Source organism: Streptococcus constellatus subsp. constellatus (genome assembly GCF_023167545.1).
Classification (GTDB): Bacteria; Bacillota; Bacilli; order Lactobacillales; family Streptococcaceae; genus Streptococcus; species Streptococcus constellatus.
Genome location: NZ_AP014647.1, coordinates 727,254 through 752,359 on the forward strand (window position 1 = coordinate 727,254; position 25,106 = coordinate 752,359).

A 25,106-nucleotide genomic window follows, 5' to 3' on the forward strand; every position below is an offset into this window, starting at 1 on the left:
AAATATCTGCTCTTTCTAATTATTTAATACCCTTTTTTCATAAAGTAGAGGAGTGTTTGCAGCTCACTTGTCAAGTCAACATATTGAACAACAACATCTTTTGGAACGGTTAAGTGAACGGGTGAGAAACTGAGAATACCTTTTACGCCAGCTTCTACAAGGATAGTTGCCACTTCTTGAGCTCTTGTACTTGGAACCGTCAAAATAGCGGTCTTTACATCTACATTTTTTAGTTTATCATTTACTTGTGAAATGCCATAAATAGGAATCCCGTCATTTGTAATCGTTCCAACTTCAGGATGATCATCGGTGTCAAATGCCATAACAATCTTCATTTTATTACGTTCATGGAAGCGGTAGTGGAGTAATGCGTGTCCCATATTACCGATACCGACTAACATCACATTGGTAATAGAATGATCATGAAGTAAATCAGCAAAAAAATTCATGAGTTTTTTTACATCATAACCATACCCACGACGACCTAATTCACCAAAGTAAGAAAAATCACGACGAACAGTTGCAGAATCAATCCCGATAGCATCTGCGATTTGTTTTGAATTGGCTTTTTCAATTTTTTCAGAATTAAATCGTTTAAAAATCCGATAATAAAGCGAGAGCCTTTTAGCAGTTGCGCGTGGAATGGTTGTATTTCTTTCAGATTTCACAAAATCACATCCTTTCAAAGACTATTTTATAGAAAGTTTGTGAAAAAATCAACTTATTTGATGGAAATAGAAAAGGAGTAGGAGAAAAACCAAAACTTTCGATTTGTCACCCTACTCTATTTTTTATCTTTTTACAGTTCTAAAATGAACTGTAAAAAGATAGCTATTTACTTAATGTTCTTGTTTGGTGAAAATACCACGTTCAACCAAACTATCCATTAGAAAATAAAATTTTTCTTGAATGATCTGATTGGTTTCTGATTTGAAAATGTTAACCAAGCGAAGACCAGATTTGTCTGTAATATTGATTTTCACACCTGAAAGCTCTTTGTTGATAATGATTTTTAACAAAAAACCATCACCACTATTTGGAACACTTTCTAATAAACGTGTTAATTCATAATTTCCAACTTTTGTTTCAGAAAAAGTGTTATCACGCAAAGTAAATTTTTTAACGTTTTCTCCAAGAGAGTAGCTGTATGGGCAATCTTTTAAGTGAATAGTGGTCTGAAAAGCCATCTATTTATCCTCCTAAAATTTCTTTTAATATTGTGGTAAATTGGTGAACTTCTTCTGAAGTATTTTGTTCTGAAAAGCTAATGCGGATAGATTCCTTTAATCGCTCTGAATCACTACCATAAAAAGCTTCAAGAACGTGACTTGGTTCAACTGTACCTGCTGTACAAGCAGATCCGGTTGAAATAGAAATTCCTGCCAAGTCTAAACGCATTAGTAATAAGTCATTAGCCTGTTTAGGAAAGCCAAGATTTATTACATAGGGAAGTGTATGAGAATCATGATTGACATAGTAGTCTATTCCGTCCAGTTCAGCGAGAAGCTGTTTTTTTAAGCTTTCCACATGACTTATATTTTTTGGATAGCCCTTAAGATTTTCTTTTAAAGCTGCAATCATTCCAGCGATAGCTGCTAAATTTTCAGTACCTGCACGTCTTTTATCTTCTTGATCTCCGCCATGTAAAAATTTATCAAATTTCATCTGATTGGCATACAAGAAACCAATGCCTTTAGGACCATGAAATTTATGAGCTGATGCACTCATAAAATCAATTCCTAGTTCTTCGGGATACACAGGTAATTTGCCCATAATTTGTACTGCATCCACATGATAAGCAGCGGGATGATGTTTCAAAACTTCAGCAATTTCTTTGATTGGAAGCAGGTAGCCAGTTTCATTGTTGGCATACATAGTGGAGACAAGTATAGTATCCTCTCTAAGAGCTTCTTTTATCTGCTGAGCTGTGATTTCTCCATTTTGGGGTTGGATATAAGTCGCTTCAAAGCCAAACTTATCTACCAGATATTCAATAGTTGCAAGCACAGAATGATGTTCGATAGCAGTGGTGATAATGTGCTTTCCCTGGTCTTGATGGGCTAAGGCATACCCTTTTATGGCTGTATTGTTACTTTCTGTCCCACCTGATGTAAAGATGATATGTTGACTTTTAGTATGAAGTAGGTCAGCAAGTTCTTGTCGGGCTTTGCGAAGAATTTTACTAGCAGCTCTGCCGTGGCTATGAATGCTAGATGGATTGCCAAAGGTATTTTCCATAACCTGTGTCATAGCAGTCATAGCAGTCTTTGACATAGGAGTTGTTGCTGCATTATCGAAATAAATCAAGATTTCTCCTTATTTCTTTTTATTGTAAGCAAACAGTGGACTGACTGGTTTTCTTTTATGGATACGAACGATTGCATCTCCGATTAGCCCACTTGCAGTGATGTATTGAACATTTTTCGGAGTTTTTTCTTTCGTTGCAACTGAGTCAGTAACCAGGATTTCTTTGATAGGAGAGTTATCTAACTTTTCAGCAGCTCCTTCGACAAATAAACCATGACTAGAAACTGCATAAATTTCTGTTGCACCTTCGCGTTCAACAATTTTTGAGGCTTCAGCAAATGTACGACCAGTATTTAAAATATCATCAATAAGGATAGCTTTTTTCCCAGCTACATCTCCGATAATATAGCCTTCGTTACGGTGGGTATCGTCTTGAGCGTAGTCGATAATTGCAATCGGAGCATCTAAATGCTCTGCTAAGCTTCTAGCACGTTTAACACCAGAATTTTTTGGACTAACCACAACAACATCTTCACCAGACAAGCCTTTTTCACAGTAATGTTTGGCAAAGAGAGGGACAGTGTAAAGGTTATCAACAGGGATATCAAAGAAACCTTGAACTTGAACGGCATGCAAATCAAGGGTCAGAACACGATCAACTCCTGCCTTTACCAACATATTTGCTACCAGTTTTGCCGTAATTGGTTCACGAGGAGCAGCAGTGCGATCCTGGCGCGCATAGCCAAAATATGGCATCACGACATTAACAGAGTTAGCGCTAGCGCGATTGCAGGCATCCACCATGATAAGAAGTTCCATCAAATGATTATTGACAGGGAAACTCGTTGACTGAATGATAAATACATCAAAACCACGTACACTTTCTTCGATGTTAACTTGAATTTCACCATCTGAAAATTGACGTGAGGATAGTTTTCCAAGAGATACGCCAGCAGCTTGAGCAATTTTTTCGGCGATATCGTGATTGGAATTTAGTGCAAACAACTTCATCTGTGCTTTATCCGTCAGTATATCCATCATAACTTATATAAGACTCCTTTTGATTTCTACTCTCCATTTTATCAAAAAATAAGCAAAATTTCAGCTTTTTATTCATAAGTTTTGAGCAAATCTTGCAACTTTAGGTTTTGCATATTTATAGTGGACATGATGAGCTTGTAAAAAGTGATTGAATTGTTCTTTTCCAATTTTAGCATCTGTTACTTCCAGCTCTAATTCGTAGTCTGTTTTGTCAAAATAATAATTTTCATCAAGTGCCATCAAGCCAATAGTAGTTTCTTTTTCATAGCGAATAGTTGTCAAGCTCCCTAGAACCTTTAATTTCTCGAGGTTGATAGCAGCTTGAGTCAGCAGGGTGCGTATTTTTCCTTCAGGTAGCACACATGTATTGATGAAAGTGTGAGACTCTTCTAAAGTGAGAAATTGATTGTATTCCATATTACCGACCTGCTGCGGAATTTTCAATGTTAACTCAGTACGAGTTTCAAAAGTACGAATCCGAAGTGCCATTTTTGCATCTCGAATTGAAAAGTCGGCTGTGTCAATATAGTAGTTTATCTGCTTGGTAGCTTTTATCTTTGAAAACAGTGGTAACAGCTGTTGGTACTCATTTTTTGTCAGAAGCGTTTTGTATTCAATTTCCAAATGATTCATTTTCCAATCCTTTTCTTTTGTTTGAAAGCGATTTATGTTATAATAAGTATTGTGTTTATTTTATAAAAAATTAAGTAAAATGACAAGGTGAGTGTATGCAATTAGAGTGGGAAGAGTTTCTGGATCCTTATATTCAAGCGGTTGGTGAATTAAAGATCAAACTGCGTGGGATTCGTAAACAGTATCGAAAACAAAAAAAGCATTCTCCGATTGAGTTTGTGACAGGTCGTGTAAAACCGATAGAAAGTATCAAAGAAAAAATGGCTTTGCGTGGAATCAGAGAGGAAAATCTAGCGCAAGATATGCAAGATATAGCAGGTTTGCGGGTCATGGTTCAATTTGTGGATGATGTTGAAGAAGTTTTGGATATTTTGCGAAAGCGGCATGATATGCGGATTGTTCAAGAGCGAGACTATATTAAAAACCGTAAGGCTAGTGGATATCGAAGTTATCATGTCATTATTGAATACCCAGTTGATACCATTGATGGCAACAAAACAGTTTTGGCAGAGATTCAAATCCGCACTTTGTCCATGAACTTTTGGGCAACAATTGAACATTCGCTGAATTATAAATATAAGGGTGAATTTCCAGATGAAATTAAGAAACGTCTGGAGATTACCGCAAAAATCGCCTATCAATTGGACGAAGAAATGGGGAAAATTCGTGATGATATTCAAGAAGCGCAAGCTTTATTTGACCCAATCAGTCGCAAATTGAATGACGGCGTAGGAAATAGTGACGATACAGATGAAGAATACAGGTAAAAGAATAGGAATTATCAGTAATCGCAGACGGCAAAGCCAAGAAATTTGTCGCCAATTAAAACAAAAATTAAAGCAAAATCATTTTATTTTGAATGATAATAATCCTGACATTGTCATTTCAATCGGTGGCGACGGGATGCTTTTATCAGCTTTTCATAAGTATGAAGAGCAGTTGGATAAAGTTCGTTTTGTCGGTGTCCATACGGGACATTTAGGTTTTTATACGGATTATCGAGATTTTGAATTGGACAAATTAATTAATAACTTAAAATTAGATACTGGTGCGAAAGTGTCCTATCCGATTTTAAATGTTAAAATTTTCCATGGAAATAATGAAATTTGTATAAAGCGTGCATTAAACGAAGCGACAATCAAGCGTTCTGGACGAACAATGGTCGCCGATGTTATTATCAATCAAGTCCATTTTGAGCGCTTTCGTGGTGATGGTATTTCCGTATCAACTCCGACAGGAAGTACAGCTTACAATAAATCGTTAGGCGGAGCTGTTCTGCATCCAACCATTGAAGCTCTTCAGATTGCAGAAGTTGCAAGCTTAAATAATCGTGTGTTTCGAACCCTGGGCTCCTCAATTATCGTTCCTAAGAAAGATAAAATTGAAATCGTGCCGACTTGGAATGACCGACATGCGATTTCGATTGACAATCAGAATTTTATGATAAACAATATTTCTAAAATTGAATTTCAAATTGATCAACATAAGATTAACTTTCTTGCTACACCGAGTCATACGAGTTTCTGGAATCGTGTAAAAGATGCTTTTATTGGCGAGGTGGAGGAATGAGGTTTGAATTTACTGCAGATGAACATGTTAAAGTTAAGACCTTTTTAAAAAAGCACGAAATTTCCAAAAGTTTGCTCGCAAAAATTAAGTTTTCTGGTGGAGATATTCACGTAAATGGTAAGAAGCAAAATGCCATTTATTTGTTAGATATTGGCGACAAAGTTGCCATTGATATTCCAGCTGAAGAAAGTTTTAGCAGTCTACGAGCAGTAGAAAGAGAATTAGAAATTGTTTATGAAGATGAACATTTTCTAATTTTGAATAAGCCATCTGGTATAGCAAGCATTCCTAGTGTGAATCATTCTAATACAATGGCAAATTTTGTAAAAGCTTATTACATTTCTAATCATTATGAAAATCAACAGATTCATATTGTGACACGTTTGGATAAAGATACAAGTGGTCTGATGCTGTTTGCAAAACATGGTTATGCTCATGCAAGACTGGACAAGCAGTTGCAAAAGAAAATCATTGAGAAACATTATTATGCTTTGGTCAAGGGTTCTGAACCGTTAAAGCCAGAAGGAGACATTGTTGCTCCCATCGCGCGAGAAGATAGCAGTATTATTACACGCTGTGTAGCGAAAAATGGGAAATATGCTCATACGAGCTATAAGGTTCTAGCGCAATATGGTGATGTTTATCTTGTCGATATTCATCTTCACACAGGACGGACACACCAGATTAGGGTACATTTTTCTTATATTGGCTTTCCGTTATTAGGAGATGATTTGTATGGTGGCAGCTTGACAGATGGCATGACACGACAAGCTCTTCATTGCCATTCATTGCGTTTTTACAATCCATTTCATGAGGAAGTTGTGAATAAATCGAGTCCTCTTCCGGAAGATTTCCAAGCAGTGATTCAAAAATTAAGCAATAAAAAGGAGTAAAACATGAAAATTTTTGAAACGATTCGTGAAGCACTTCAAGACAAAGAAGTAAAAATTGTCCTACCAGAAGGTGAAGAACCACGTATTCTTCAAGCGACAAAACGTTTGGTAAATGAAACAAGTATTACACCTGTTTTGTTAGGAAATCCTGAAAAAATTCGGATTTATCTTGAGATTGAAAGTGTGACAGATGGTTATGAGGTTATTGATCCTCAAAATTGTTCTTGCTTTGAAGAAATGGTAGCAGCTTTCGTTGAACGCCGTAAAGGAAAAATCACAGAAGACGAAGCTCGGAAACTCTTGAAAGAGGATGTCAATTATTTTGGTGTCATGCTCGTTTATCTTGGAAAAGTACAAGGGATGGTTTCTGGTGCAGTTCATTCTACTGCAAGCACAGTTCGCCCAGCCCTTCAAATTATTAAAACCCTTCCTTGGGTTTCTCGTACATCTGGTGCTTTTCTCATGGTTCGTGACGATGAACGTTATGTTTTCAGTGATTGCGCCATCAATATTGATCCAGACGCTAAAACATTAGCAGAAATTGCCATTAACTCAGCATTAACTGCACAAATCTTTGGTATTGATCCGAAAGTAGCGATGCTTAGTTATTCAACTAAAGGATCTGGATTTGGTGAAAAGGTTGATAAAGTTGTTGAAGCCACAAAACTAGCGCAGGAAATGCGACCTGACCTTGCCATTGATGGAGAATTACAATTTGACGCAGCTTTTGTACCTAAAACAGCAGAATTAAAGGCTCCTGGCAGCAATGTAGCTGGGCAAGCGACTGTTTTCGTCTTTCCTAGTATCGAAGCTGGAAATATCAGCTATAAAATGGCAGAGCGTCTCGGTGGTTTTTCAGCAGTTGGTCCTATTTTGCAAGGGTTGAATCATCCAGTAAATGATCTTTCACGAGGATGTAATGCTGACGATGTTTATAAATTAACATTGATTACTGCCAGCCAAGCAGTTGGTCATTATTAGAAAGCCAAGACAGAATCCAGAATTCAAGTTCTGGGTTCTCTTTTTATTTTATGTTATACTAAATTCATGTTAGATTTGAAGAAATACGGAATTGAAATGTGGGAGGATGAAAAAATTACATCCTTTCGCCAAAAGTTACTAACGTGGTATGATGAAAATAAACGTGATTTGCCTTGGCGGAGAAGTAATAATCCTTATCATATCTGGATTTCAGAAATTATGCTTCAGCAAACACGGGTAGACACGGTCATTCCTTACTATGAGCGCTTTTTGGATTGGTTTCCGACAGTCCAAGATTTGGCAATCGCACCAGAAGAACGCTTATTAAAAGCATGGGAGGGACTAGGATATTATTCGCGAGTGCGCAATATGCAAGAGGCGGCTCAGCAGATTGTGGCAGAGTTTGAGGGTGAGTTTCCTCACACTTACGAAGGAATTTTCAGCCTTAAAGGGATTGGTCCTTATACAGCAGGCGCTATCGCTAGTATTGCTTTTGGATTGCCAGAGCCAGCTGTTGATGGGAATGTGATGCGAGTTTTGAGTCGTTTGTTTGAGGTGAATTTAGACATCGGTATTCCAGCCAATCGGAAAGTTTTTCAAACTATGATGGAAATGTTGATTGATTCCGAAAGGCCAGGAGATTTTAACCAAGCTCTGATGGATTTGGGTTCAGATATTGAAGCGCCGGTGAATCCTCGACCAGAAGATAGCCCTGTAAAGGAATTTAGTGCTGCTTTCTTACATGGAACCATGGAGAAGTACCCTATCAAAGCTCCTAAGAAAAAACCAGTTCCAGTTTATCTGTATGGTTTGATTATCCAAGATGCTCAGGGACAGTTTCTTTTGGAAAAAAATGAGACTAGCGGCCTTTTAGCCGGATTTTGGCATTTTCCTTTAATTGAAGTAGGTGAATTTCCTGATGATGAACAGTTATCGCTTTTTGAAATAGCTGAAAATCAAGTTTCATTTGACTTATCTCCCAAAGAAAGCTTTGAACAGGATTATGATGTAGTAGTGGATTGGCAGTCAGTACACTTCCCACAAATTCAGCATGTATTTAGTCATCGCAAGTGGCAGATCCGTTTACTTTATGGTCAGGTAGTAAATGCTACGGAAATGCCTAAACAGGAACAAGTTTTATGGTTGCATCCTGATGAATTTGACAACTATCCATTTGCTAAACCTCAGCAGAAGATGTGGCAAGCCTTTCAAAAAGGAAAATTAAAAGGAAATTAAATATTAAGAGACAGGGACGATATGATCTCTTCCTCGTTTGGTGATAGTAAAAAGTTACTGCTTAGTTAGTTTATAATATACTTTGAAGTTGGAAATTTTAATTCCAGCTTCATTTTTATAAGTTAGCGAATGTCTTGATTTCGTCAGCTGTCATAGAAGAGTCACAACGGACAGTCACCTGACCATTCTCTGTGTGTAAAAATCCTGGTACAGTTGGGATTCCATATTCGGAACGAAAAGCTTGGAGTTCTTCCAGTTCACTAGGTTCCTCACTGTTGATAAAGAAAATGTGTGCTTGGGTTTCAGCGACAACACTAGCTAGCGTAGTGGCGAATTTACGACAGTAAGGACATGTTTTTCGACCAATGAAAAATGTAGCTGTTTCCTTGTTTGCAATAGCTTTTCGAGCACGATTAACAGTAGTCATTTCTAAAACTTTGATATCTTGTGCAAATTTTTTCATAAAATAACCTCATTTCTTTTGCTCATTCCAGTATGCCATAAATATAAAAATAATGCAGAGATTTGAAATGAAAAGTAAAATATTGAAAGATGAATGAGACAAAGCAACAGCCTACTAGACTGTTGGAAGTTGTAAATAGAGAAAAGATTATTTTTTTGGAATTATATACCTGTTTACACAATCACAAAGTTTAGTTGTAAAATTTACAAAAATCTTATTTTAAAATACTCCATATTGTGATTGGTGTAAACTACTATATAGTTCCCTTATTTTTTATTAGTCATTCTTTTTAAGTTTGAAAAGCAAATGGCATTTGTGGCTTGCAAAGCAGATTCAAAGCACTGTTCTTTATTATAAAAGCAGTCGAGTCTGAGACATGATCGTCCCAGACTCGAAATTTGAAGATTATAGAAGTGAGATTCCGAAACCAAAGGCTTCAGTTTTTCTGCTTATTGTACAAAGTCGTTGATTTCTGCTTCAATTGTATCAATTTTTGCTTGAGCGTCTTGGCTGGAATTCCCAACAACGGCAATATAGAATTTGATTTTTGGTTCTGTTCCTGAAGGACGTACAGCAATCCATGAACCATCAGTAAGCGTATATTTTAATACATCACTAGGGGGTGTTGTAAGGGCAGTGACTGTTCCATCAGTAGTAGTGGCAGTCTGAGCTTTGAAATCTTCTGTGACTGCAATAGCAGTAGCATTGAATTCTTTTGGTGCATTATCACGAAACTTGCTCATTATTGCCTTGATTTGTTCAGCGCCATCAACGCCAGACAAGGTGACTGAAATTGTCTTTTCAGCATAATAACCATATTCTTTGTAGATTTCTTCGATTCCGTCTGCAAGAGTCAAGCCGCGAGAACGATAATAGGCAGCCAATTCTGCAACAACTAATACCGCTTGGATCGCATCTTTGTCACGTACAAATGGTTTAATCAAGTAGCCAAAGCTTTCTTCAAAGCCCATCATATAAGTGTGATTGTGTTTTTCTTCAAATTCTTGGATCTTTTCAGCGATAAATTTGAAACCAGTTAAGACGTTGAACATGGTTGCGCCGTAGCTTTCAGCAATCTTGGCTACAAGATCGGTAGATACAATAGATTTGCAAAGTGCTGCATTTGCAGGAAGTGTTCCAGCTGTCTTGTGTGCTTCAAGGATGTACTTAGCCATAATTGCACCAATTTGATTTCCTGAAAGATTGCGATAGCTACCATCTTTTTGGAGAACTTCAACACCTACACGGTCAGCATCTGGGTCTGTTGCGACAAGGACGTCCGCACCAACTTTGCGTCCCAATTCTTCAGCGAGAGAGAAAGCCGCCTGGTTTTCTGGGTTTGGTGATTTGACAGTAGAAAAGTCTGGGTCTGGCACACATTGAGCTTCAACAACCTGAACAGAATCAAAACCAGCTTGGGCAAATGCTCGACGTGCTAACATTTCACCTGTACCATGAAGCGGAGTGTAGACGATTTTCATGTCTTTGCCGTATTCTTTAATCAATTGTTGGTTGATGTTGACGTCTTTAACTTCCTTGAGATATTCGGCATCAATAGTTTCACCAATAACTTCAATCAAACCAGAAGCTTTTTCGGCTTCAACATCAGCTACTTCAATAGTAAATGGATTTTCAATGGCACGAATATAAGCTGTTAGAGCATCAGCATCATGAGGCGGCATTTGACCACCATCTTCGCCATAAACTTTATAGCCATTAAATGGAGCAGGGTTGTGGCTGGCTGTAATCATAATCCCGGCAAAAGCTTTTAAGTGACGAACTGCAAATGATAATTCTGGTGTCGGACGGAGACTTTCAAATACGTAAGATTTAATGCCATGTTTTGCTAAAACCGCAGCAGATTCAAAGGCAAACTCTGGTGAGAAATGGCGAGAGTCATAAGCAATAGCGACACCGCGTTTTTTGAAATCCTCACCTTTTTCATCAATCAAACGTGCTAAACCTTCAGTTGCCTGACGAACGACATAAATATTGATACGATTTGTACCTGCACCAATCAAGCCACGCATACCAGCGGTACCAAATTCAAGATTTGTATAAAAAGCATCTTCTTTTGTCTTTTCGTCCATCGAATCCAATTCTTTACGAAGGTAGTCTGGAAGTGCTGTAAAATTAAACCATTTTTTGAAATTATCTTGATAAGTCATTGTGAAGTCTCCTTTTATCAAATTTGGAAAGTTTATGAAAACATCTGAAAAATAGCAGCTAATTTTCTTTCCTTAGCGGAATGATGAACATTTTATTTTTCTTAGAATTCTAAACTTTTTATTATTTAACCGTTTTCATTATAGCATTTTTTCATAAAAAAATCACGTTTTCACGTGACTATTTTCTAACTTTTTCAAGTGCTGGGATAATGGTAACCGTCAAAACCGCAGAAATAATCATTTCAGCAATAGAATTGGTTGAAATGACAGAGGCAAGCAGCAACTGAATGTTTCCGTTATACACTTTGGAGAATAGTAGAAAAATCCCTCCTAAAACAAATATGGTATTTGTCAATGAACCAACTGTTCCTGCTAATATAAGTCCAGTTTTATTTTTAAGATATTTATAAACAAAATAAGGTGTGACTCCGATTAAAATTCGCGGAACGAGAGCAATGATAAGCGAATAAATATTCCCATTAGGAACAAATGGACTAAATAGATGACTTGTTGGCAAGAGGACAATTGTATTTGTAACTAGACTAATAATTCCCATTAAAGCACCTAAAAGTGCACCAACTTTTGGTCCATAAAGGATACTAGCAATAATAACAGGAATATGAACAATCGTTGGTTTAATCGGGACGGGAAATAGGTTGAATATCACCGAACTCAATAGATGAATGACGAGCATAATAGCAAAAAAGATAGCAATTTGAGCAATATTAGATTGTTTTTTCATAAATCATTTCCTTTACTTTTTTTATAATCGTTTCTACAGAAGCAAGTGCGCCGATTCCGTGGTCACCACAAGCTAGGACAGTTTCTTTAGGCTGAATAATTTGCCAGCCGTATTTTTCTAGTTTAGATAGATTTTCTTGTGTGATTGGATTTTCATACATTTTTGTATTCATAGCAGGAGATAGCACTTTTTTGACTGTTATAGGCAAAGCGAGAGCAGTGCTTGTTATCATATTGTCTGCAAAGCCACTGGCTAATTTAGCGATGGTATTGGCAGAAGCGGGTGCCACTAAGAAGAGATCTGTTTGCTTAGCGATTTCAATGTGATTGACCTTGTTTGGCGCAGGCTCTTTCATGACATCTGAGTGAACTAGATTTTTTGACAAAACTTGCAAAGTCAAAGGTGTAATAAATTCAGTTGCAGCTTGTGTCATCAGTACCGTAACCGCAAAGTCTTCTTTAGTCAATTGACTAGTCAAGTCAGCAGCTTTATAGGCGGCAATACTTCCCGTGACAGCTAATGTGATATGTTTCATAGATTGTCCTTTGCATGAATATGTGTAAGCAATAGTTGAGCAATTTCTTCTTTAGTGATTGCTTCTATTACAGAATCTTGTTTAACTAAGTAAGCATGATGTTGATGATTGGAAATATGATCCAAGTCATTTGCCACAATTATTTCAGCTTGATTTTTTACAAGGCTGGCACGAGCAACTGCCAATAATTTTTCCTTAGAAACTTCAACCAAGAGTTTAAAACCGATTAGACGGATATTGGGATTCCATTTTTTTACTTGGCTGATAATTTTCGGCGTTTGTTTGAGGAAGAGAACTTGATAATCATCTTGTGATGAAATCTTCCCTTGGACGTTTGTTTTGTTCAAAAACTCTGTTAAATCCTGCGAAGCAGTGATTTGGTCAAATCCTGCCATATAAATAGGAGTATAGTCAGAAACGGCCATTGAATGAATTAAAACATCATGAGTTTTGACCAAAGGCTGCATTGTTTCCAGCAAATCTTGTACATTTTTAATAATTTGAATGGTTAAGTTCGGATGAGAAGCGGGTTTGACAGCACTCTGTGTAGTGACTAAGGTGACCTTATCGCCTCGTGCCAAAAAACTTTCCGCAATAAGTGCACCGAGTTTTCCTGTCGAGTGATTTGTAATAGAACGAACTTGATCAATTTTCTCGCTCGTTCCGCCAGAAGTAATCAATAGTTTCATAATTAAATTTTACACAAAAAAAGTTAATTCGTAAATAAAAAAGACTTTTCCGAACGTTTTTGAGAAGTTTAGCTTTAAAAGAATTTGTTTTCTTTATTTTTTGGTATAATAATCTTATCAAAACTGGAGGATTCCCAATGAAAACGGATATAGAAATTGCTCAGAGTGTTGACTTGCAGCCCATTGCTGATGTGGTGGAAAAAGTTGGAATTGATTATGATGATTTAGAACTTTATGGCAAATACAAAGCTAAATTGTCTTTTGATAAGATTCAGAAATTGCAAAAGAGTCCAGTTGGTAAGTTGATTTTGGTAACAGCGATTAATCCGACATCTGCCGGAGAAGGGAAATCGACAATTACCATTGGTTTAGCAGATGCTCTTAACAAAATCGGAAAGAAAACCATGATTGCGATTCGAGAACCGTCTCTTGGGCCAGTTATGGGAATTAAAGGCGGAGCTGCTGGAGGGGGTTATGCACAGGTTCTACCAATGGAGGACATCAACCTGCATTTTACAGGAGATATGCATGCGATTACTACCGCTAACAATGCTCTTTCTGCTCTGATTGACAATCATCTTCATCAAGGAAATGATTTAGGAATTGACCAACGGCGTATCATTTGGAAGCGCGTGGTAGATTTGAACGACCGTGCTTTGCGGCACGTTACTGTCGGTCTGGGGAGCCCAGTTAATGGAATTCCACGGGAAGATGGTTTTGATATTACGGTTGCATCTGAAATAATGGCTATTCTCTGCTTATCGACAAGTATTGAAGACTTGAAAGAACGTTTAGCTAGTATCGTTATTGGTTATCGTCATGATCGGACGCCGGTTTATGTTCGAGATTTGGAAGTAGAGGGAGCTCTTGCTCTTATTTTGAAAGATGCTATAAAGCCGAATCTAGTACAGACTATTTATGGAACTCCTGCATTTGTTCACGGCGGACCGTTTGCCAATATCGCCCATGGCTGTAATTCTGTTCTGGCGACAACAACAGCTCTGCATTTGGCGGACTACACAGTGACTGAAGCTGGTTTTGGCGCGGATCTAGGGGCTGAGAAATTCCTAGATATCAAAACGCCCAATCTGCCGACTGCTCCAGATGTAGTGGTTATTGTTGCGACTCTTAGAGCACTGAAAATGAACGGTGGTGTTGCTAAAGAAGAGCTGACAACTGATAATGTTGAAGCGGTTAAAGCAGGTTTTGCCAACCTCAAGCGCCACGTGGAAAATATCCGTAAATTTGGTGTTCCGGTCGTGGTGGCTATCAATGAATTTGTGACGGACACCCAAGCTGAAATTGCCGTTCTCAAGGAACTTTGCGCAGAGATTGATGTTCCTGTGGAATTGGCTAGTGTTTGGGCAGACGGAGCTGACGGTGGTCTAGCTCTTGCCGAAACTGTGGTTAAAACGATTGAAACTAGACCTGCTAACTACACTCGACTTTACGATAATAATCTGACAGTTGAAGAAAAAATTGAGAAAATTGTCAAGGAAATCTATCGTGGAACAAAAATTAATTTTGAAAAGAAAGCAAAAATTCAAATTTCTCAAATTGTCAAGAACGGCTGGGATAAGCTGCCAATTTGTATGGCCAAGACCCAGTACAGTTTTTCAGATAATCCAAATCTTCTGGGAGCGCCAGAAAACTTTGAAATCACTATCCGCGAAGTAGTTCCAAAATTGGGTGCAGGTTTTATTGTCGCCCTAACTGGTGATGTTATGACGATGCCCGGCTTGCCAAAACGACCTGCAGCACTCAACATGGACGTAGCAGCAGATGGTACAGCGATTGGACTGTTTTAAATAACAAGGTTCGCAAGAGCCTTTTATTTTTGAATTTGGTAAAATATACATGGTGATATACTTCATTTTTATGAAAGTAATAAGCAGAAAGGAACATTCGGATGAACATCAGATTAGCAAATAAAAACGACGCCGCTGCTCTTGTAGCTATTTACGTGCCTTATGTGGAGAAAACAGCCATTACTTTTGAGTATGATGTTCCGTCGGTGGAGGAATTTTCTGGTCGGATTGAGAAGACTTTGGAAAGGTATCCTTATCTGGTGGCAGAGGAAGCCGGAGTCATTCTGGGCTATGCTTACGGTTCAACTTATTATGGTCGAGAGGCATACAACTGGGCTGTTGAGCTGTCGGTCTATGTAGCTGATGAGAATCGCGGCAGAGGGATTGGGAAGCAGCTTTATGACAAATTGGAAGAAATTCTTGAACAGCAAGGTTTTGTTCATTTTCTGGCTTGCATTTCCCTGCCAAATGATGCTAGTATTTCTTTCCATAAAAACTGTGGTTATCAGCAAGTAGCGCATTTCCCAAAAATCGGCTATAAATTTGAGTGCTGGCATGACACAGTTTGGTTGCAGAAGAGTTTAGATAAACCAACAAGACCAATTAAATTATTCAAAGATATGAATGTTGAAAGTGAATGGTAATATGAAAGTAGAAGATATTTTCCAAGGATTAAAAGAAGTAGCAAACCCTGAAGATGCTATTCACATGAAAGCATATATGAAAGACCAGTTCGAGTTTTTAGGAGTCAAAACACCTATTAGACGAAAGCTTTCCAAGGTATTTTTTAAGAAAAATCACAAGTCTACGATAGATTGGAAATTTATCAATCAGGCTTGGGAAAATCCCTATCGTGAAATGCAATATGTGGTGCTGGATTATTTACAACTAAAACAAACATCTTTAGCCTCAAACGATTTAACAAAGGTAAAGAAATTGGCACAAATAAAGCCTTGGTGGGACACGATTGACTTTTTGAGCCGTTCGGTAGGTTATATTTGTTTACATTATCCTGAGACAAAGAAAATAGTATTGGATTGGAGTACGGATGAGGACATTTGGTTGCGCCGATTGGCTATCGAACATCAATTACTTCAAAAAGAGCAAACGGATGTTCTGCTGCTGGAGCAAATCCTGATTAATAATCTTAATCAGACCGAGTTTTTCATCAATAAGGCCATTGGCTGGGCGCTACGTGATTATTCAAAGACTAACCCTGATTGGGTGCGGGATTTTATCCAAACGCATAAAGAAGGTCTGACATCTCTCAGTATCAGGGAAGGAAGTAAGTACTTGTAAAGGTATATAAAGTTTCGATTTATTGATGAATGCTTTTGATAATAGTAAAACGCCCTAAATTATGTTTAGAGCGTTGCGTAATATTAAATATTCTTTTGTTCTAAATGATGGATACGATTATATCTAGTATAATGGACGATAATAATGGTTAAAATAGCAGTGACTGTCCAGATAGCATATTGATGAATGAAGCGTGTGAGAACTCCAGTGAAAATAGCTCCTCCGATAAAACTGGCAACAATCATAGAGTAATTAACAGCCTGTCTTTGAATAATATGTCTACGCTCTTTAAAACGAATATACTCGTACCAAGCAGTGACCATTTTCCGATAATTTCCTGAGGTCATCATAATCATGTAGGGGTGAGACTCGACTTTTGAGCCTGTATAAGTTAACATGACCATTCCTGTAGAGGTTGCAAATAATATCACCCAGATAAAATAATGAGAGTGAAAGAACGGAAAGAGGAAAGTGATGAGAGTTAACGGTAAGATTCCCCAAGTACGCCAATGTGAACTTTGAGCCTGTTCTTTAAGTAGAATACCAAGGATAAAACCAAAAGTAAAGAAGACAAGTGAAAGAATGCGATAAGCCGTCTTTACGGTTGGACCATCCCAGTCGGCTACAATTAAAAGAATATTCCCTGTTTGGGTTGCGATTAGCGTACTAAATTGCATATGCGAGAAAACATCAAGGCAGCCACCTACAGCACCAAGTAAGAGAGCCATTATTCTCGTGTCCTGAGGCATAAGGACAGGCTGTTTTGTTGTATCCATAACTTTTTATCCTCCTAAAATTATTTTACTCTTTTAAAATGTTAATTTCAAACGTGGAAGGAGTTGAGAATGTAATAGTTTTTCTTGACATAATTTGATAAGTATAGTAAGATTGGTTCATGCGATGAGTCAATAGGTGGCGCAAGCCACATATTGAGCATGGGAGGTCATATACGCAGGAGCGGACCTTGATGAGTTGTGTGAACCTGCTCATCACACATAAGTGCCCTTAATTCCTACTTTTTTAGTAGGGATTTTTTGTAAGTCTTTTCAATTCTTTAGAAAAGTAGTATAATACAAGCAATACACAAATTTTTTGAAAATTCAGAGAGGTATGTGATGGGATACACAGTTGCTGTGGTGGGAGCTACAGGTGCCGTTGGAGCTCAAATGATTAAAATGTTGGAAGAATCAAGTCTTCCAATTGAAAAAGTACGCTATTTGGCTTCAGTACGTTCAGCGGGGAAGAAACTATCCTTTAAAGATCAAGAAGTGGTGATTGAAGAAACAACCGAGGAAGCTTTTTCTGGTGTTGATATTGCTCTCTTTTCAGCAGGTGGTTCAATCTCTGCTAAATACGCTCCTTATGCAGTAAGAGCAGGTGCAGTTGTAGTAGATAACACCTCTTATTTTCGGCAAAATCCTGATGTTCCATTAGTAGTTCCAGAAGTGAATGCGCATGCACTTAATAATCATAAGGGAATTATTGCTTGTCCAAATTGTTCAACAATCCAAATGATGATTGCGCTTGAGCCAGTTCGCCAGAAATGGGGGGTGGAGCGCATTATCGTATCTACCTATCAGGCTGTGTCTGGAGCTGGTATGGGAGCTATTCTAGAAACGCAACGGGAACTACGTGAAGTTTTAAACGATGGTATAATGCCAAAAGATTTGAAAGCAGAAATTCTTCCGGCAGGTGCTGACAAAAAGCACTATCCGATTGCCTTTAACGCTCTTCCTCAAATTGATGTCTTTACGGACAATGACTACACCTACGAAGAGATGAAGATGACCAATGAAACCAAAAAAATCATGGAAGATCCAACAATTGCAGTTTCTGCAACTTGTGTACGTATTCCAGTTCTTTCAGCGCACTCAGAGTCTGTCTATATCGAGACAAAAGAAGTAGCGCCTATCGCAGAAGTCAAGGCAGCTATCGCAGACTTCCCAGGAGCAGTATTAGAGGACGATGTTAGCCGTCAAATTTACCCTCAGGCTGTCAATGCTGTCGGAAAACGCGAGACATTCGTTGGACGGATTCGCAAAGATCTGGATACTGAAAAAGGTATCCATATGTGGGTGGTTTCAGACAACCTGCTTAAAGGTGCTGCTTGGAACTCTGTTCAAATTGCTGAAACCCTGCATGAGCGTGGCTTAGTGCGTCCGACAGCAGAAGTTGTTTTTAAGATGAAATGAAGTATGAGATAGCATTTATATCATTGTATTTTGCAAGCTAGTTGGATGAGGACAAACTAAAAAGGCTGCTCAGATTCAACGTCAGTTATTACCCAAAATAGAAGCTCTCTTTTCCGTAACAAACCTAGCGTCACTTAAAACTGTGCTAAATTATCAGGGCTTTGCAGTCGGCTCACTCCGCCTCCCACTGGTTGCTTGTACAGAGCAAGAAAAAGCCGTTATTCTTTCATTTTTTGAAGATTGAAGGAAGCATTTTAGGCTTGTAAAATGTTGGGAACATTTACGATGAACTAGTGAATTTTTTATTACGGAGGACTTTAGCATTTAAATCTGCAAGAAGAAATGTTTGAAAAGACAAAGCTAGGCTGAATGGAAACACTGATATTACAAGATTGTCATATTTTTTGTTATGACAAGATAAGGGTGGGATATTTAGTACAATAAAAATGGATAAATTGAAAGTTGATGAGAAGTTGGAACATATGAAGAAAAGAAAATTAAGAATCAGTTCCATTGAAATTATAGCGATTTTAGGATTGTTAATTTGGCTACTCACAATATTTTTAAGAAAATATTATTCAATTAATTCAGTTGTTCCTATATGTTATGTGAAGGAGCATGGATTGCAACAGCTATGCTAAAACAACCTTTTAGTCCAACATTCAGTGCAAATAAAGTCTCAACTATTGAATTTTCTAAAAAGACACTTATGTATATATGTATAGTGGTTGTACTGAGGTCTTTTATTAATGAGTTATTACCATTGATTAATACTAGTGTAGTATTTGACGTATACGATATGCTTGCTACTGTACTAGCGGAAATCATAGCTTTTAGCATACTTGTCATTCTAAAAGAAAAGACTTTAATAGATTACCGTTGATTTTGGGAAGATTAAAAAACCAGTGTCGAACTGAACAAGGAATAAAAACACATTAGACGGTAGAATGAAACATTCTATCGTCTTTTCGTATTAGTTCTTACCATTTTCTCTTTTTCCGACAATTTAATAAATCTACGAATCAAAAAGGATAGCTTTTCACTCCAATTATAAAAAATGATCAAAAAGTCTTGTAATTTTTTCTTATGTTACCATTGTTAATAGTTAGAAAAAATTGTCAATTAGTGCAGTAAAAGCTTAGCCTTTGATGTTTTTAGACAATAGTTTCATTTTTTAATAGCTTTTTTGATTTACAATAAAACATGTGAAATTTCTTTCTTCCACGCAAACCTATAAATTCCGTACAAATTTGATGGGGGATAAATTTTCCTATCGTTTATACTATAGGCAAGGAGGTAGGAAGATGAATTTATACTTTGGTGATATTCCGATTTGTTATTCTCATTCGACGGCTATGGCCTTACAGGCTGCGGGCTATGATTTTCGCTCGGACTACCTAGAAGCGATCATGGTCATGGGTAATGGATCTACCCTTGTGAAAAAAGATGACAGACATCCTTTGGTTTTCTTTGATAATGGCATGCCAGATGAGTCCATTAGTCATTGTTTACAAATTCTTGGATTTGACTATGAGGAGTTTTTCTGTGATTCTTCAGAGCCAGTCAATGTGATAGAACTAAAAGAAAAACTCAAGACATATCTAGACCATGGCTCTGTTATTGTAGGTCCTTTGGATATGGGATATCTGACTTATAATCTCAATTATAACCATCTACAAGGTGTGGATCATTTTGTTTCAGTTTATGACATGGATGAGGATTGGATTTATTTCCATGATCCGGCAGGCTATCCTTGTGTGAAAATGGATTTTCGTGATTTTTGTAAAGCGTGGAAAGCAGAAGCGATTGACTATAAAAGAGGAGCTTATTCCATGTGGGGAAATTTGCAAAGAAATAAGCTTCCAACAAGTCAGGAGATTTATCACAGTGTCTCTGTTATCATGAAACAACGATATGAAAATGGTGAGGTTGGTATAATTGAGGACTATGCTAAAACTATTCGAGCAAACGGCTTAAATGCGGAACAAAAACAACTTCATCAATTTTTTTCATTTCGTTTGGCAGCAGTTAGAAGTCTTTACTTGAGTCAATTTTTGAAAGATTATGATCCTGTCAGAGCAGACTTGAAGGAAAAAATTGCTGTGCTTTTTAGCCAAGCCTATCTGGACAGCAGGCAGGAAGCCTATAATTCTTTAGCAGATACCCTGATGGAGATTGCCCAATTGGATGGACAGTTTAGGGATTTGTGCCTTCAATGTATCAAGGGATAAAACTCTGAAAGATTATTGTACTAAAGGTAAAGAAGTTAGAGATTTTGGTATCTTTACATAGGATAAAAAAATGAATAGAGGTAAAATATGCAGATAATTCAATTTTTTAATGAAACAATTAACTACATTGAAAGTGTGCTGGATAGCGAAATAGATGAAGATAAAATTACCCATTTATCCACTTATTCTTATCCTATGTTTAGCAGACTCTTTTCCATATTAACAGATACAACATTGTCAGAGTATATTAGAAGTCGAAGGTTGACAGAAGCGGCTGTTTTACTGAGAGATACCAATATTAAAGTTATTGATATAGCGATGAAGTATGGATATGAATCATCTGATTCATTTGGGACTGCATTCAAAAAATTTCATGGATTTACACCTTCAGAGGTAAGAAATGGAAAACCATTCAAAATAGTTTCACGAGTGCAGCTAGCACTAAGTGTAAGAGGAGGAAGAAGTATGAACATCACAATTCAAAAGAAAAATTCATTTACAGTTGCAGGTAGGAATGAACAAAATATCAATTCATCATTATGTCCGAGTGTTTGGAATAAACTATATGGAGAATATCGTCATGATGAATTAGCAAGATTGGGAGAAGGTCAAAGTGTCGGTGTTTGTTACAATGTAGAACAACCAAGTACTATTAATTACATAGCAGGGTACATCGTTACAGATGTAGATAAAGCAAAAAGTATGGGTTTAGATGTTTTGAAAGTTGAAGAAGCAGAATATGCCATTGTAGAGTTAACAGGAAGTGTTCCGGAATGTATTCATAATGGTTGGAAATATGCAATGGAAGTATTTTTCCCAGAACATGGTTATGTCCATTCAGGAAAACCTGACTTTGAATATTATTATGAAGGGGATATGGATAGTAAAGACTACAAAATGGAACTTTGGATTCCAATTGTAAAAGCATAATAAACATAAGATAGTTAGAGCAGATCTTTATGGTCTGCTTTTTTTATTTTTCCAATAATTTAATAAATCTGCTAACTAAAAAGAATAGATTTTCGTTCTAGTTATAAAAATTATTAAAAACTCTTGCAATCTTTTTTTTCTTATGTTACAATCATTAATGGTTTGAAAAAACTGCCTAAGACAGTAGGGGAGCTTGACTCATAAAAATCCTACCGAGGACAAAACGGATCATGTAAAAGAAACGTATTGTACTTTCGTGTCTAGGTTTGGGCGCGTTTTTCTTTTGGAAAATCCCCAAGCAAAATAATTACGGAGGTGAAACACTAAATGAGTGAAGCAAGTATTGCAAAAAAAGCGGAACTAGTTGATGTAGTTGCTGAAAAAATGAAAGCAGCTGCAAGTATCGTTGTTGTTGATGCTCGTGGTCTTACAGTTGAACAAGACACAGTTCTTCGTCGTAATCTTCGTGGAAGCGAAGTTGAGTATAAAGTTATCAAAAACTCAATTTTACGTCGTGCAGCTGAAAAAGCTGGACTTGAAGGCCTTGCTGATGCTTTTGTTGGACCATCTGCTGTTGCATTTTCAAATGAAGATGTTGTAGCACCAGCAAAAATCATCAATGATTTTACTAAAGAAGCTGATGCACTTGAAATTAAAGGTGGAGCTATTGAAGGTGCTGTTGCATCTAAAGAAGAAATTGTTGCTCTTGCAACTCTTCCAAACCGCGAAGGACTTCTATCTATGCTACTATCTGTACTTCAAGCGCCAGTTCGCAACGTTGCTCTCGCAGTCAAAGCTGTTGCAGACAACAAAGAAGAAGCGGCTTAATGTTAAGTTGCGCGTAGCCTATGCTACAAACTAATAATAAAATAACGAAAATATATTTGGAGGAAATAACAATGGCATTGAACATTGAAAATATTATTGCTGAAATTAAAGAAGCTTCAATCCTTGAATTGAACGATCTTGTAAAAGCTATCGAAGAAGAATTTGGTGTAACTGCAGCTGCTCCTGTAGCTGTAGCTGCTGCTGGCGCTGGTGAAGCTGCTGCTGCAAAAGATTCATTTGACGTGGAATTGACTGCAGCAGGCGACAAGAAAGTTGGCGTTATCAAAGCTGTTCGTGAAATCACAGGTCTTGGTCTTAAAGAAGCTAAAGAACTTGTTGATGGAGCACCAACTGTTGTTAAAGAAGGTGTTGCAACTGCAGAAGCTGAAGAAATCAAAACGAAATTGGAAGAAGCTGGAGCTTCAGTTACTCTTAAATAAGAAGCACATAGCAATTTGAGAGCGGAATCCCGATTTACCAGTCTTTTAGAGCTCATAGCGATTTGAAGAAACTGATAAATTGATTCGGTTTCCTGCCAAAAATCCTGCCAAAAAAATCTTTGGCAAGATTTTTGTTTTTTGAAGAATGATTTATCTCAAGCGAGAACCATAAAAATAGTTCTCGCTTTTTTTATTTTCAGGAGGAAACGATGCAAAAGAAAGAACAATCATCACGATAAATTGTGATGTGTCATCTCATACTTGTTATGGGAATTAATGTTGATGAAGCAAATCAGCTAGTTGCTGAAATGGAACAGGCAGGTCTGATCTAATTTGAACAATCAGGAAATTTAGGTGTTTTAATGTTGGAGGGATAATTATGAAACGCATTACCGCAAATCAATACCAAACGTCCGAGCGTTATTATAAGCTCCCTAAACTCTTATTTGAGAGTGAGCGCTATAAGGATATGAAGTTGGAAGTTAAGGTGGCCTACGCTGTCTTAAAAGACCGATTGGAATTGTCTCTGAGTAAGGGCTGGATTGATGAGGATGGGGCTATCTATTTGATTTATTCTAACTCTAAATTGATGGCTTTGCTTGGTTGTTCTAAGTCCAAGCTCTTGTCTATAAAGAAGACATTGAGAGAATATGGTCTCATTGATGAAGTTCAACAGTCTTCCAGTGAAAAAGGTCGCCTGGCCAATAAGATTTATTTAGGGGAATTGGAACATGACATGACCCTAGTGTTAAATTCAGCCGGGGGTGGTGTTCAAAAAACACCAGGGGAGTCTCAAAATCATCCGGGGCCAGTCTTAAATTCAGCCCCTAGTGAGACTGAAGAGAGTGAGACTCATATTAGTGAAACTGAAAAGAGTGATTTAATCGCTGAGGACGAGGAGGAGAAAGAGAGGCAAGAAGAACAAGAGAAAGAAGTTTTACATCGCAAAGTGGACAAAGCGATGTTCGCTTGTTATCAGAGCAGGAAGAGGAAGTATCTGACAAAATAGAAGAAAGTCAAGAAACAATTCAAAAAAATAGAAAGATTATTTCCTTTTCGAAAGAATACAACAACATAGAGAAAGAGAATATTCCGATTTATAATTTTGATTGATGATAAAAGGAGGAAACATGGATCAAATAAATGAGAAATTTCAACAGTTCTTATCTGGGAAAAAACTTCGTTTTAAAGAAACAGGAAACAGATCATTCGTGGATCTATCAAGGGAAGTTACAAATAACTGAATTTCACATGGTGGATTTTGCTATTCAGTTAGATAAAGAGGATAATCAAATACATTTGCCTCTGTTCAAAATTCAGTGGCTCCAACTAATTTGGGTTACAGATCAAAAGTTCCGTTTTCAAATGTTCAATCAGTGGGATCTAAGTTTACCTCTGTTGGAACTGCGAATACTAAATTACCAAAAACAGGCACTAAAGAATTTCCATTCTTGCCTTTAATAGGCTTAGTCGGTCTAGCGTCTTCAGCTACTTTAATTGGTAAGTCATGGAAGAGAAAGGAAGAATAAAATGTAAATGTATTGTTAAGTTATCTCCTTTAGAAATGGGATGGGAATACTCCCATCTCATTTTCTTTTATAAATAGACAAGGTAAGGGTGTTCTATTTTATAAGATTTTAGAATTATAAAAGTATAAATTCTATTTTCAAATGGTCACTCGGAAATTTTAAAATTTACCTCTGTTAGTTTAACTATCTTAACTGCCATGATTGGCAACTATGGAAAAGAATGACTCTATGTATTGATAGTTTTTTAGTGAGTGGGATAAAAACATTTTTGTTCAGCTCACTCATTTTTATAAAAATAGGAAGTAGTGATTTAACTATCTCTTACTAAAAGATGAAAAGTAGGTACCTTTTAAGAGTAGTTTTTTCATTGTTATGGAGAGGTTTTGGAAGTGGAAAATGTTGATATCATGTTAAAAAAGATTGAACTAATTATCGAATTACTGCGTGCTAAGAAAATCTCAGCTTACAGAATGTGTAAAGAAACGAATTACTTAGTTTCTCAAACTAGCTTATTTTATCTTAGAGATGGTAAAGTAAAGGTACAGAGTATTAAATTTACAACAGCGCAGGCCTTATTAGAATGGTTTGATGCAAATTATGATAGATATAAATAATATAATAATAGTTCAAACTAGTATTTAAATCGTGGTTC

26 protein-coding genes, 2 pseudogenes and 1 other annotated feature are annotated in these 25,106 nt (G+C 37.1%); of the genes and pseudogenes, 17 read left to right on the forward strand and 11 right to left on the reverse strand.

Annotated elements, in window-relative coordinates; all coding sequences use genetic code 11:
• Positions 1–23 precede the first annotated feature (23 nt).
• From SCSC_RS03575 to SCSC_RS03595, 5 genes are all read right to left on the reverse strand, one after another.
• A complete protein-coding gene (locus SCSC_RS03575) occupies positions 24–668 on the reverse strand; it encodes a redox-sensing transcriptional repressor Rex (RefSeq protein WP_003069501.1) in 645 nt (214 codons plus the stop codon).
• 171 nt (positions 669–839) lie between these two features.
• Positions 840–1,187 (reverse strand): DUF1831 domain-containing protein, encoded by a 348-nt coding sequence (locus tag SCSC_RS03580; protein ID WP_003069499.1) that lies wholly within the window; start codon positions 1,185–1,187, stop codon positions 840–842.
• A 4-nt stretch (positions 1,188–1,191) separates the two neighbouring features.
• Positions 1,192–2,307, reverse strand: coding sequence for a cysteine desulfurase family protein (locus SCSC_RS03585; RefSeq protein WP_006270537.1), 1,116 nt, complete (start codon positions 2,305–2,307; stop codon positions 1,192–1,194).
• Positions 2,308–2,316: 9 nt separating this feature from the next.
• A complete protein-coding gene (locus SCSC_RS03590; RefSeq protein ID WP_100207696.1) occupies positions 2,317–3,276 on the reverse strand; it encodes a ribose-phosphate diphosphokinase in 960 nt (319 codons plus the stop codon).
• An 84-nt stretch (positions 3,277–3,360) separates the two neighbouring features.
• Entirely contained in the window at positions 3,361–3,921 is a 561-nt protein-coding gene (locus SCSC_RS03595; RefSeq protein ID WP_006270557.1) for a CYTH domain-containing protein, read from the reverse strand.
• Between the two features lie 95 nt (positions 3,922–4,016).
• Here SCSC_RS03595 and yjbM point away from each other — a divergent pair, with 95 nt between their 5' ends.
• The 5 genes from yjbM (at position 4,017) to mutY (ending at position 8,600) form a co-directional block, all read left to right on the forward strand.
• Positions 4,017–4,688, forward strand: coding sequence for a GTP diphosphokinase (gene yjbM / locus SCSC_RS03600; RefSeq protein WP_006270587.1), 672 nt, complete (start codon positions 4,017–4,019; stop codon positions 4,686–4,688).
• On the forward strand, positions 4,672–5,490 hold the full coding sequence (locus SCSC_RS03605; RefSeq protein WP_006270539.1) for an NAD kinase: 819 nt from the start codon (positions 4,672–4,674) through the stop codon (positions 5,488–5,490). Before yjbM ends, SCSC_RS03605 begins: the two co-directional genes overlap by 17 nt.
• Positions 5,487–6,383, forward strand: coding sequence for an RluA family pseudouridine synthase (locus SCSC_RS03610; protein ID WP_003069487.1), 897 nt, complete (start codon positions 5,487–5,489; stop codon positions 6,381–6,383). The genes SCSC_RS03605 and SCSC_RS03610 overlap by 4 nt, the downstream gene beginning before the upstream one ends.
• A 3-nt stretch (positions 6,384–6,386) precedes the next feature.
• Positions 6,387–7,364 carry a phosphate acetyltransferase gene (gene pta, locus SCSC_RS03615; RefSeq protein ID WP_006270569.1) on the forward strand — a complete coding sequence of 326 codons (978 nt, stop codon included), beginning with the start codon at positions 6,387–6,389 and terminating at the stop codon, positions 7,362–7,364.
• Between the two features lie 66 nt (positions 7,365–7,430).
• Positions 7,431–8,600: an A/G-specific adenine glycosylase gene (mutY, locus tag SCSC_RS03620; RefSeq protein WP_006270582.1), complete on the forward strand. Its 1,170-nt coding sequence runs from the start codon at positions 7,431–7,433 to the stop codon at positions 8,598–8,600.
• A gap of 115 nt (positions 8,601–8,715) precedes the next feature.
• On the opposite strand, the gene SCSC_RS03625 is transcribed toward mutY, so the two are convergent.
• The 5 genes from SCSC_RS03625 to SCSC_RS03645 all read right to left on the reverse strand — a co-directional run bounded on the left by SCSC_RS03625 (position 8,716) and on the right by SCSC_RS03645 (position 13,197).
• A complete protein-coding gene (locus tag SCSC_RS03625) occupies positions 8,716–9,063 on the reverse strand; it encodes a DUF6568 family protein (protein ID WP_006270586.1) in 348 nt (115 codons plus the stop codon).
• A gap of 449 nt (positions 9,064–9,512) precedes the next feature.
• Positions 9,513–11,231 carry a phospho-sugar mutase gene (locus tag SCSC_RS03630; RefSeq protein WP_006270595.1) on the reverse strand — a complete coding sequence of 573 codons (1,719 nt, stop codon included), beginning with the start codon at positions 11,229–11,231 and terminating at the stop codon, positions 9,513–9,515.
• A gap of 178 nt (positions 11,232–11,409) precedes the next feature.
• The gene (locus SCSC_RS03635) at positions 11,410–11,973 is read right to left on the reverse strand and encodes an ECF transporter S component (RefSeq protein WP_006270556.1); all 564 of its coding nucleotides are present in this window, start codon (positions 11,971–11,973) and stop codon (positions 11,410–11,412) included.
• Positions 11,957–12,508 (reverse strand): phosphopantothenoylcysteine decarboxylase, encoded by a 552-nt coding sequence (gene coaC, locus SCSC_RS03640; protein ID WP_003069474.1) that lies wholly within the window; start codon positions 12,506–12,508, stop codon positions 11,957–11,959. Before coaC ends, SCSC_RS03635 begins: the two co-directional genes overlap by 17 nt.
• A complete protein-coding gene (locus SCSC_RS03645) occupies positions 12,505–13,197 on the reverse strand; it encodes a phosphopantothenate--cysteine ligase (RefSeq protein ID WP_006270536.1) in 693 nt (230 codons plus the stop codon). The genes coaC and SCSC_RS03645 overlap by 4 nt, the downstream gene beginning before the upstream one ends.
• Before the next feature lie 137 nt (positions 13,198–13,334).
• On the opposite strand from SCSC_RS03645, the gene SCSC_RS03650 reads away from it, so the two are divergent.
• From SCSC_RS03650 to SCSC_RS03660, 3 genes are all read left to right on the forward strand, one after another.
• The gene (locus SCSC_RS03650; RefSeq protein WP_006270538.1) at positions 13,335–15,005 is read left to right on the forward strand and encodes a formate--tetrahydrofolate ligase; all 1,671 of its coding nucleotides are present in this window, start codon (positions 13,335–13,337) and stop codon (positions 15,003–15,005) included.
• Between the two features lie 101 nt (positions 15,006–15,106).
• On the forward strand, positions 15,107–15,649 hold the full coding sequence (locus SCSC_RS03655; RefSeq protein WP_006270520.1) for a GNAT family N-acetyltransferase: 543 nt from the start codon (positions 15,107–15,109) through the stop codon (positions 15,647–15,649).
• A 1-nt stretch (position 15,650) separates the two neighbouring features.
• Entirely contained in the window at positions 15,651–16,304 is a 654-nt protein-coding gene (locus SCSC_RS03660) for a DNA alkylation repair protein (RefSeq protein WP_006270593.1), read from the forward strand.
• An 83-nt stretch (positions 16,305–16,387) separates the two neighbouring features.
• Here the strand turns inward: SCSC_RS03660 and SCSC_RS03665 are convergent, their stop codons facing one another.
• Positions 16,388–17,080, reverse strand: coding sequence for a YoaK family protein (locus tag SCSC_RS03665; RefSeq protein WP_003069464.1), 693 nt, complete (start codon positions 17,078–17,080; stop codon positions 16,388–16,390).
• A 339-nt stretch (positions 17,081–17,419) separates the two neighbouring features.
• Here SCSC_RS03665 and SCSC_RS03670 point away from each other — a divergent pair, with 339 nt between their 5' ends.
• The 9 genes and pseudogenes from SCSC_RS03670 to SCSC_RS03705 all read left to right on the forward strand — a co-directional run bounded on the left by SCSC_RS03670 (position 17,420) and on the right by SCSC_RS03705 (position 25,068).
• The gene (locus SCSC_RS03670; protein ID WP_003069462.1) at positions 17,420–18,496 is read left to right on the forward strand and encodes an aspartate-semialdehyde dehydrogenase; all 1,077 of its coding nucleotides are present in this window, start codon (positions 17,420–17,422) and stop codon (positions 18,494–18,496) included.
• 58 nt (positions 18,497–18,554) lie between these two features.
• Positions 18,555–18,740: pseudogene (locus tag SCSC_RS03675) on the forward strand (dihydrodipicolinate synthase family protein); the annotation flags it as partial.
• A 1,060-nt stretch (positions 18,741–19,800) separates the two neighbouring features.
• Entirely contained in the window at positions 19,801–20,727 is a 927-nt protein-coding gene (locus SCSC_RS03680; protein WP_006270519.1) for a YobF C-terminal domain-containing protein, read from the forward strand.
• Between the two features lie 87 nt (positions 20,728–20,814).
• Positions 20,815–21,657, forward strand: a complete 843-nt coding sequence (locus tag SCSC_RS03685; RefSeq protein WP_003029379.1) for an AraC family transcriptional regulator — start codon at positions 20,815–20,817, stop codon at positions 21,655–21,657.
• A 156-nt stretch (positions 21,658–21,813) separates the two neighbouring features.
• Positions 21,814–21,948: a sequence feature (ribosomal protein L10 leader region), on the forward strand.
• A 36-nt stretch (positions 21,949–21,984) separates the two neighbouring features.
• The gene (gene rplJ, locus SCSC_RS03690) at positions 21,985–22,485 is read left to right on the forward strand and encodes a 50S ribosomal protein L10 (protein ID WP_003029380.1); all 501 of its coding nucleotides are present in this window, start codon (positions 21,985–21,987) and stop codon (positions 22,483–22,485) included.
• A 71-nt stretch (positions 22,486–22,556) separates the two neighbouring features.
• Entirely contained in the window at positions 22,557–22,925 is a 369-nt protein-coding gene (gene rplL, locus SCSC_RS03695; protein ID WP_003024225.1) for a 50S ribosomal protein L7/L12, read from the forward strand.
• A gap of 379 nt (positions 22,926–23,304) precedes the next feature.
• A pseudogene (locus tag SCSC_RS03700) lies at positions 23,305–23,880 on the forward strand (replication initiator protein A); the annotation flags it as partial.
• 421 nt (positions 23,881–24,301) lie between these two features.
• Positions 24,302–24,454: an LPXTG cell wall anchor domain-containing protein gene (locus SCSC_RS09515; protein WP_006270545.1), complete on the forward strand. Its 153-nt coding sequence runs from the start codon at positions 24,302–24,304 to the stop codon at positions 24,452–24,454.
• A gap of 389 nt (positions 24,455–24,843) precedes the next feature.
• Positions 24,844–25,068: a hypothetical protein gene (locus SCSC_RS03705; protein ID WP_232008015.1), complete on the forward strand. Its 225-nt coding sequence runs from the start codon at positions 24,844–24,846 to the stop codon at positions 25,066–25,068.
• The last annotated feature ends 38 nt before the right edge of the window (positions 25,069–25,106 follow it).

What these genes read in the sequence shown, in the direction of transcription:
- SCSC_RS03580 (WP_003069499.1), bottom strand. Translation starts at nt 1,187, where the DNA reads ATGGCTTTTCAGACCACTATTCACTTAAAAGATTGCCCATACAGCTAC.
- SCSC_RS03595 (WP_006270557.1), bottom strand. Translation starts at nt 3,921, where the DNA reads ATGAATCATTTGGAAATTGAATACAAAACGCTTCTGACAAAAAATGAG.
- yjbM (WP_006270587.1), top strand. Translation starts at nt 4,017, where the DNA reads ATGCAATTAGAGTGGGAAGAGTTTCTGGATCCTTATATTCAAGCGGTT.
- SCSC_RS03605 (WP_006270539.1), top strand. Translation starts at nt 4,672, where the DNA reads ATGAAGAATACAGGTAAAAGAATAGGAATTATCAGTAATCGCAGACGG.
- SCSC_RS03610 (WP_003069487.1), top strand. Translation starts at nt 5,487, where the DNA reads ATGAGGTTTGAATTTACTGCAGATGAACATGTTAAAGTTAAGACCTTT.
- pta (WP_006270569.1), top strand. Translation starts at nt 6,387, where the DNA reads ATGAAAATTTTTGAAACGATTCGTGAAGCACTTCAAGACAAAGAAGTA.
- mutY (WP_006270582.1), top strand. Translation starts at nt 7,431, where the DNA reads ATGTTAGATTTGAAGAAATACGGAATTGAAATGTGGGAGGATGAAAAA.
- SCSC_RS03625 (WP_006270586.1), bottom strand. Translation starts at nt 9,063, where the DNA reads ATGAAAAAATTTGCACAAGATATCAAAGTTTTAGAAATGACTACTGTT.
- SCSC_RS03630 (WP_006270595.1), bottom strand. Translation starts at nt 11,231, where the DNA reads ATGACTTATCAAGATAATTTCAAAAAATGGTTTAATTTTACAGCACTT.
- SCSC_RS03635 (WP_006270556.1), bottom strand. Translation starts at nt 11,973, where the DNA reads ATGAAAAAACAATCTAATATTGCTCAAATTGCTATCTTTTTTGCTATT.
- coaC (WP_003069474.1), bottom strand. Translation starts at nt 12,508, where the DNA reads ATGAAACATATCACATTAGCTGTCACGGGAAGTATTGCCGCCTATAAA.
- SCSC_RS03645 (WP_006270536.1), bottom strand. Translation starts at nt 13,197, where the DNA reads ATGAAACTATTGATTACTTCTGGCGGAACGAGCGAGAAAATTGATCAA.
- SCSC_RS03650 (WP_006270538.1), top strand. Translation starts at nt 13,335, where the DNA reads ATGAAAACGGATATAGAAATTGCTCAGAGTGTTGACTTGCAGCCCATT.
- SCSC_RS03655 (WP_006270520.1), top strand. Translation starts at nt 15,107, where the DNA reads ATGAACATCAGATTAGCAAATAAAAACGACGCCGCTGCTCTTGTAGCT.
- SCSC_RS03660 (WP_006270593.1), top strand. Translation starts at nt 15,651, where the DNA reads ATGAAAGTAGAAGATATTTTCCAAGGATTAAAAGAAGTAGCAAACCCT.
- SCSC_RS03665 (WP_003069464.1), bottom strand. Translation starts at nt 17,080, where the DNA reads ATGGATACAACAAAACAGCCTGTCCTTATGCCTCAGGACACGAGAATA.
- SCSC_RS03670 (WP_003069462.1), top strand. Translation starts at nt 17,420, where the DNA reads ATGGGATACACAGTTGCTGTGGTGGGAGCTACAGGTGCCGTTGGAGCT.
- SCSC_RS03680 (WP_006270519.1), top strand. Translation starts at nt 19,801, where the DNA reads ATGAATTTATACTTTGGTGATATTCCGATTTGTTATTCTCATTCGACG.
- SCSC_RS03685 (WP_003029379.1), top strand. Translation starts at nt 20,815, where the DNA reads ATGCAGATAATTCAATTTTTTAATGAAACAATTAACTACATTGAAAGT.
- rplJ (WP_003029380.1), top strand. Translation starts at nt 21,985, where the DNA reads ATGAGTGAAGCAAGTATTGCAAAAAAAGCGGAACTAGTTGATGTAGTT.
- rplL (WP_003024225.1), top strand. Translation starts at nt 22,557, where the DNA reads ATGGCATTGAACATTGAAAATATTATTGCTGAAATTAAAGAAGCTTCA.